This window comes from Kitasatospora sp. NPDC059817, assembly GCF_042731835.1.
In the GTDB taxonomy this organism is placed as follows: Bacteria; Actinomycetota; Actinomycetes; order Streptomycetales; family Streptomycetaceae; genus Kitasatospora.
Window position 1 is genome coordinate 8188 of record NZ_JBHWIR010000168.1, and the last position, 7410, is coordinate 15597.

The window sequence follows — 7410 nt, forward strand, 5'->3', positions numbered from 1 at the left end:
TGTGGCGGGGGGGGGGCGGGGGGGGGGGTGGGGGGGGGGGGGGGCGGGGCCCCCCCCCCCCCCCCCCCGGCGGCTCCGGCGGCGGCTTCCTCGCGTTCGCACCGGTGTGCGGCGCCGGCGGGGTGCCCGGTGGAGTGCCCGGTGGTGGCGGGGTGTCCGCCGGCGGTTCGTCGGCGGCGGCCGAGCGCGGTGCGGGCGGCGTGTTCCTCGGCCGCCTGTCTCGCGGCCAGGTAGGCCTGGACGGCGGCCATGCCGTAGACCGGTTGGATGAGCTGGTGGCCTTTGAAGAAGGGTCTGGCCGGGGCGAACCCGGCGGCGACCACGAGGTCGCGGATCTCGGCTATCTCGGCCTCGCTGCGGGCGGTGAAGCGGACCTCCCAGCCCTTCTTGTACGTATGGCCCTGTTCGCCGCTGCGGCGGGCCGGGTCCGGGCGGCGGACGTATCCGGGCAGACGGCCAAGGCGGAGCTGGGCCGCGCGGAGGCCGGCGGTCTCGTCACGTGACATGACGCAAGCCTAGGCAATTCCCGGGGCGGGTTTGACGCCTGGAGGGTCTCCCGGCGTATGCCTTTGGTCACTCTGGGTCAGGCGGCCTGGTGGGCGATCGTTTTCGATCAGATATGACAACCTGACGACCGTCAATTACTCCGATTGAGTGAGGGTATGGGGACTTTAGTGCGAGCTGATCCCGGTTTCGCGACGGTTGGGTAACAGTGCGTCAGGTGGCCGGTGGCGGGTCGGGGCGGTTGGGGATGGTGTCCGCATGAGCTACCGGATTCCCACGCCGCCGCCGTCCCTGGAGGAGCTGGCGAAGCGTCAACAGAACGTCGTCACCGCGAGCCAGTTGCGCGCCCGGGGCGTGCCGGCCCGGGTCATCACCGAGCACTGCCGTAGCGGCGGGCCCTGGCGGCGGCTGCTGCCCCGGGTGTACCTGCTGCAGTCCGACGGGCCGACCCCGGAGCAGCGGATGTGGGCCGCCCTGCTGTACGCGGCGCAGAACGGTCGCGAGGAGGGTCGTCGCGAGGGCGCGGTGATCACCGGTGCGGCCGCGCTCGCGCTGTACGGCTTCGCCGCGGTGCCCCGGCTGCCGGCGGTGATCGGGGTGGACGTCCTGGTGCCCCGCCAGCGCCGGCTGAAGGACGCCGGGGAGGTGCGGATCCTGCGTACCGAACGGGAGTTGGTGGCCCGCTCGGTGCACGGCCTGGCCTGCGCACCGGTCGCCCGGGCGGTCGCGGACGCGCTGTGCGAGTGGACCGTGGAGGAGGGTGGCGCCCCGATGCCGGTGCGGGAGGTGCTGCGCGAGGCCGTCTCCAGGCCAGACGGACCTTGCACCGTACGGGAGTTGGCGTCCGAGCTGACCGAGTCCGGGCTGACCGGCGAGCCCCGGGTGCGCGCCGCCCTGGACGAACTGCTGGCCGGTGAGCGGGACTTCGTCCTGGACCGGGTCGGCGAACTGGTGGACGAGTGTCTGCTGCCCGCACCGTTGGTCGGCCCCGAGCTGCGGATGCGCGGCGGCACGTACATCGCCGTGCCCGACCTCTACTGGCCGGAGCAGGGCGTTGCCGTGGAGGTGGACTCGGACCTGCGCTGCGTCAGCGAGGGCGAGGCCGCCTGGGTGCGCGGCGGCCAGCACCGGATGGAGTACCTGGGGATCCGGGTGGTGTACGTCTCCGGCGCCCGGCTCGCGGCCGACCGGGACGCGGTCGGCGCCGAACTGCGCGAGGCCCACCGGGTGGGCGGTTCGGACGTGGTGGAGTTGATGGTCGGTTAGCTCCGGATCGGATCCAGCCGCACCCGGAGCCGTGGCTACCCCCGAACCGGAGTCGGAGCTACCCCCGAACCACCGGGGCGCCGACCAACTCGACCCCGGCGGCCCGCAGTTCGGCGAGCGCGGCGGTGGTGGTCGCCGGCGCGACCCCGGCGGTGAGGTCGAGCAGGACGCGGGTGGTGAAGCCGGCCCGGGCGGCGTCCAGGGCGGTGGCCCGGACGCAGTGGTCGGTGGCGATGCCGACGACGTCGATCTCGTCGACCTGCCGTTCGCGCAGCCACTCCACCAGGCCGCGGTTGTTCTCGTCCAGCCCCTCGAAACCGCTGTACGCCGCCGAGTAGGCGCCCTTGTCGAAGACCGCCTCGACCGCGCCGGAGATGACGGACGGGGCGAAGTTGGGGTGGAAGCCCACGCCTTCGGTGCCGGCCACGCAGTGCACCGGCCAGCTGGTGACGTAGTCGGGCTCGGTGGAGAAGTGGTCGCCCGGGTCGATGTGGTGGTCGCGGGTGGCGAGGATGTGCTGGTAGCCGGGGGAGGACTCGACGATCAGGTCGGTGATGGCGGCGGCCACCTCGGCGCCGCCGGCGACGGCCAGGCTGCCGCCCTCGCAGAAGTCGTTCTGCACGTCGACGACGATCAGTGCCCGGTGCATGGCTCGCATCCTCGGATGTGGGGGGCGGCCGTGGTGGCGCGCCGGTGGGGGGAGCCCTCGGGAGTACTCGGCCCGCAGTGGGGCTCGGGGGTTCTCGGGGAGCTCCGGGGGAACTCTACGGCTGACTCTAGGGAGTGGCGTGCGGGGGCGGAAGGCCTGGGGCGGACCCCGGGCCGGCGCCCGGCGCGAACCGCCGAACCGCCGGACCGCTGAACCGCCGGACCGCCGAACCGCCGGACCGGCGGACGGCCCCGGGGCCGGCTCCCGGTCCGCGCCGGTCGGCCGGGGCGGGGTCAGAGCACGAGTTCGGTCGGCAGGACCGGGTCGCCCTTGGAGAGCTGGGTGGCCGACAGCGGCAGTGCGGCCCGGGCCCGGATGTGCCGTTCGCGCGCGGCGGTGAGCGGTTCGCGGCCGACGGCCTGGCCGGCCCGCACCAGCGGCACCTGCATCAGATGCGGCTCAAGGTCGGCGGGGACCGCTCCGGTGCCGACCACCTCGGCCTCGGCGACGCCGTCGGCGTCGGGCCGGCGGGCGGCCCACTTGCGGCCGCCGATGCTGGTCTTGCCGCCGGCCGCGCGCTTGGCCACCGGCACCAGCGGTCCGTCCGCGCTCTCGGCGCGGGCGACCAGCTTGTAGACCATCGCGCAGGTCGGGTGGCCGCTGCCGGTGACCAGGCTGGTGCCGACGCCGTAGCCGTCCACCGGGGCGGCGGCGAGCGCGGCGATGGCGTACTCGTCGAGGTCGGAGGTGACGATGATCCGGGTCTTCGTGGCGCCGAGGTCGTCCAGCTGGCGGCGGACCCGGTGGGCCAGCAGGGTGAGGTCGCCGGAGTCGATCCGGACGGCGCCCAGTTCGGGGCCGGCCACCTCGACGGCGGTGCGGACGGCCTCGCGCAGGTCGAAGGTGTCGACCAGCAGCGTGGTGCCCTTGCCCATGGAGGCGATCTGCGCGCGGAAGGCGTCCCGCTCGCTGTCGTGGACGAGGGTGAAGGCGTGGGCGGCGGTGCCGGTGGTCGGGATGCCGTGGCTGAAGCCGGCCTCCAGGTCGGAGGTGGCGGCGAAGCCGGCCACGTACGCGGCCCGGGCGGCGGCGACGGCGGCCTGCTCGTGGGCGCGCCGGGCGCCCATCTCGATCACCGGGCGGCCGCCGGCGGAGGCGGTCATCCGGGAGGCGGCGGCCGCGATCGCGGAGTCGTGGTTGAGGATTGAGAGGATCACCGTCTCCAGGATCACCGCCTCGGCGAAGCTGCCCTCGACGGTGAGCAGCGGCGAGCCGGGGAAGTAGACCTCGCCCTCGGGGTAGCCGTGGATGTCGCCGGCGAAGCGGTAGTCGGCGAGGTAGCGCAGGGTGTCGTCGTCGACCACGCCCTGGCCGGCCAGCCAGTCGAGCTGCGGGGTGGTGAAGCGGAAGTCCTCGATGGCGTCGAGCACCCGGCCGGTGCCGGCCATGACGCCGTAGCGGCGGCCGCTGGGCAGGCGGCGGGTGAACACCTCGAACACGGAGCGGCGGTGCGCGGCCCCGCTGCGCAGGGCGGCCTGCAGCATGGTGAGCTCGTAGCGGTCGGTGAGGAGCGCGGTCGAACCGGCCGCGCGCACTGAAGTGGCGTCCATGCGGATGATGCTACTACCACTTAGCGTCAGAGTGACGATTTCTCGTGCTGCGAGCCGGTCCGGAATCGCCCGGGGGTCCCCCGGATGGCAGCATGGGGCTGAAGAGGCGTGGACGGACTGCGCAGCGAGGAGGACCCGGCGGTGAGTGTCGCGCCCGTGGAGATCGAGCGCCCGGAGGTCGAAGGACTACCGGTGGTGGAGCCGGACACGCCTTGGGTGACCATCGTGCACAACGACCCGGTGAACCTGATGAGCTACGTCCAGTACGTCTTCCAGGCCTACTTCGGCTACCCGAAGGACAAGGCCAGGAAGCTGATGATGGAGGTGCACACCAAGGGCCGGACGGTGGTCTCCAGCGGCTCCCGCGAGGAGATGGAACGCGACGTCCAGGCGATGCACGGCTACGGCCTCTGGGCGACGCTGCAGCACGACTGACCGCAGCACGACCGACCGCAGCGCGGCGGCCGCGGCGCGTGTTGCCGCGGCCGCGGAGCCGGTACCCCACCCGAGACGACGAAGACGGGCTGACCGATAGACATGGCTGGGTTGTTCGAGAGTGCCGGCGGCGGGAGCGCGACGATCGCGCTGGACGAGCTGGAGGCCTCCATCCTGCGCTCCCTGGAGGTGGGGATCCTGCAGCTGATCGGGCCCGGCCCGGGCGGGGACGGCGGCGATCCGCTGGCCGCGCTGTTCGCCGAGGGCCCGACCGAGGCGCCGGCCAACCCGATGCTCGCCCGGCTCTTCCCGGACGCCTACGGCGACCCGGCCGGGCCGGAGGACCAGGAGAGCCGGGCCGCCTCGGGCGAGTTCCGTCGCTACACCGAGGTGGACCTGCGGACTCGCAAGCGCGAGGACGCCCTGCACGTCGTCCGGATGCTCGACCGGCTCGGCGGCGAGGGCGGGGTGCTCAAGCTGGACCCCGCCGACGGCCTGCGCTGGCTGGGCGCGCTCAACGACCTGCGGCTGACCCTGGGCGTCCAGCTGGAGGTCAGCGAGGACGACGAGGAGCTCTATGAGCTGCCGGACGAGGACGACCGCAAGCCGCTGGTGATGGCGTACGTCTGGCTGGGGGCGCTCCAGGAGACGCTCCTGGAGGCGATCGCGGACTGATCCTGCCCGTTTCCGGGCAGGCCCCGGTCGATTCGTCCAATATGTGGACGGATGGCCGGGGCATTTCTCTTTAAATCGGGCAAACCCTAGCAGGTCATGCTCAAATAACGCTCAGATGAACACCGCTATCCGAACCCTGCGTGGTACGACTTCTCCACCCCACGAGACCCACCCAGGACGGTGCACCATGGCCGAGCAGCTGTACGACGACGTGGTCGACGCGAAACCGGACGAGGAGGGCTATCACCGGGGGCTGGGAAGCCGCCAGATCCAGATGATCGCGATCGGCGGTGCCATCGGCACCGGCCTCTTCCTCGGCGCGGGAACCGCGATCTCCCGGTCCGGCCCGAGCCTGATCCTCTCCTACGCCGTCGCCGGCGTGGCGATCTTCGTGATCATGCGCGCCCTCGGCGAACTCCTCACCTACCGCCCGGTCTCCGGCAGCTTCGCCGAGTACGCACGCGAGTTCCTCGGCCCCTTCGCCGGCTACGTGACCGGCTGGACGTACTGGCTGTTCTGGGTGGTCACCGGCATGGCGGAGACCACCGCCGCCGCCGTGTACGTGAGGTTCTGGGCGCCCGACATCCCGCAGTGGGCCAGTGCGCTGACCTTCCTGGTGATCCTCTACGGGGCCAACCTGATCTCGGTGAAGCTGTTCGGCGAGATCGAGTTCTGGTTCTCGATGGTCAAGGTCACCGCCATCATCGGCATGATCCTGATCGGCATCGGGGTGCTCACCCTCGGCTTCAGCAAGGCCGGTGACACCGCGTCGATCACCCACCTGTGGCAGGACGGCGGCTTCTTCCCCAAGGGCATCGGCGCCACCGTGATGACGCTGCAGATCGTCATGTTCGCCTACCTGGGCGTCGAACTCGTCGGCGTCACCGCCGGGGAGAGCGAGAACCCCGAGAAGACCCTGCCGCGCGCCATCAACACCCTGCCCTGGCGCATCATGCTGTTCTACATCGGCGCGCTGGTGATCATCCTCTCGCTCGTGCCGTGGACCGAGTTCCAGCCCGGCGTCAGCCCGTTCGTGGCCGCCTTCGGCAAGATCGGCATCCCGGCCGCGGCCGGCATCATCAACTTCGTGGTGCTCACCGCCGCGCTCTCCTCCTGCAACTCCGGCATGTACTCCACCGGCCGCATGCTGCGCGACCTCGCCCTGCGCGGCCAGGCCCCGGGGCAGCTCACCAAGCTCAACTCCCACCGCACCCCGGCCTTCGCGATCACCCTCTCCTGCCTGCTGATGGGCGTCGGCGTGGTGCTCAACTACCTCGTCCCGGCCAAGGCGTTCGAGTACATCACCTCCGTCGCCACCGTCTGCGGCCTGTGGACCTGGGCGATGATCCTGATCTGCCAGATCCGCTACCGCAAGGCCTGGCGGGCCGGACACCTGCCGCCGCCCACCTTCAAGGCGCCCGGCGGCGCCTGGACCAGCTGGACCGCGCTCGCCTTCCTCGCCCTGGTCGTGGTGCTGATCGCGTTCGACTCGGTCAACCGGATCTCGCTGTACGTCTTCCCGGGCTGGGCCGTCCTGCTGGTGATCGGCTACCAGGTGCTCAAGCGCCGCAACCCGAGGGCCGCCCACGGCGTCGCCCACGACCACCTGCACGTGCGCAACGGCGGCTGAACCGCCGGCGCCGGGCCGCCACGCCCAGGTGGCGGACACCCGGTGACCGCGCTCCGGACGCCCCGGCGGACACCCGCCGGGGCGTGGCTATCCTGACCGCATGCTGACCATCACCCGAGAACTCCGCGACCGGATCGTGGCCCACGCCCGCGCCGACCACCCGGACGAGGCCTGCGGCGTGGTCGCCGGACCGGCCGGCAGCGGACGGCCCGAACGGTTCATCCCGATGCTCAACGCGGCCCGCTCGCCCACCTTCTACGAGTTCGACTCGGGCGACCTGCTCAAGCTCTACCGCGAGATGGACGACCGCGACGAGGAGCCGGTGATCGTCTACCACTCGCACACCGCCACCGAGGCCTACCCCTCGCGCACCGACGTGAGCTACGCCTCCGAGCCGTTCGCCCACTACGTCCTGGTCTCCACCGCCGACGGCAACGGCGAGGACGACCCGTTCCAGTTCCGCTCGTTCCGCATCGTGGACGGCGAGATCACAGAGGAAGACGTCCAGGTCGTCGAGGCCCACCCGGCCTGACCAGCACCCACCTGGGCGCGGGGGGGGGGGGGGGCGCCCCCCCGCCGGGGCGGGGGGCGGGGGGGGGCGCGGGGGCGCGCCGGGCGAGCGAGGCGGCGAGAGCCGCTCA

The 7410-nt window shown here is 72.3% G+C and carries 7 protein-coding genes and 1 pseudogene; 5 read left to right on the plus strand and 3 right to left on the minus strand.

Going from position 1 to position 7410, the window contains the following annotated elements; all coding sequences use genetic code 11:
* Positions 1-506: pseudogene (locus tag ACFV61_RS27970) on the minus strand (hypothetical protein); the annotation flags it as partial.
* A 256-nt stretch (positions 507-762) separates the two neighbouring features.
* Here ACFV61_RS27970 and ACFV61_RS27975 point away from each other — a divergent pair.
* Positions 763-1770, plus strand: coding sequence for a hypothetical protein (locus tag ACFV61_RS27975; RefSeq protein ID WP_380335174.1), 1008 nt, complete (start codon positions 763-765; stop codon positions 1768-1770).
* 58 nt (positions 1771-1828) lie between these two features.
* Here ACFV61_RS27975 and ACFV61_RS27980 read toward each other — a convergent pair whose 3' ends face one another.
* Both ACFV61_RS27980 and ACFV61_RS27985 read right to left on the minus strand, forming a co-directional pair.
* Entirely contained in the window at positions 1829-2419 is a 591-nt protein-coding gene (locus tag ACFV61_RS27980) for an isochorismatase family protein (protein WP_380335172.1), read from the minus strand.
* 293 nt (positions 2420-2712) lie between these two features.
* A complete protein-coding gene (locus tag ACFV61_RS27985; protein WP_380494545.1) occupies positions 2713-4029 on the minus strand; it encodes a nicotinate phosphoribosyltransferase in 1317 nt (438 codons plus the stop codon).
* A 141-nt stretch (positions 4030-4170) separates the two neighbouring features.
* Between ACFV61_RS27985 and clpS the strand changes: the two genes are divergently transcribed.
* From clpS to ACFV61_RS28005, 4 genes are all read left to right on the plus strand, one after another.
* Entirely contained in the window at positions 4171-4464 is a 294-nt protein-coding gene (clpS, locus tag ACFV61_RS27990) for an ATP-dependent Clp protease adapter ClpS (RefSeq protein WP_063351371.1), read from the plus strand.
* A 102-nt stretch (positions 4465-4566) separates the two neighbouring features.
* Positions 4567-5139, plus strand: a complete 573-nt coding sequence (locus ACFV61_RS27995) for a DUF2017 domain-containing protein (protein ID WP_363370280.1) — start codon at positions 4567-4569, stop codon at positions 5137-5139.
* A gap of 187 nt (positions 5140-5326) precedes the next feature.
* Positions 5327-6769, plus strand: a complete 1443-nt coding sequence (locus ACFV61_RS28000; RefSeq protein ID WP_380494547.1) for an amino acid permease — start codon at positions 5327-5329, stop codon at positions 6767-6769.
* A gap of 100 nt (positions 6770-6869) precedes the next feature.
* The gene (locus tag ACFV61_RS28005; protein WP_063349211.1) at positions 6870-7301 is read left to right on the plus strand and encodes a Mov34/MPN/PAD-1 family protein; all 432 of its coding nucleotides are present in this window, start codon (positions 6870-6872) and stop codon (positions 7299-7301) included.
* Positions 7302-7410 lie beyond the last annotated feature (109 nt).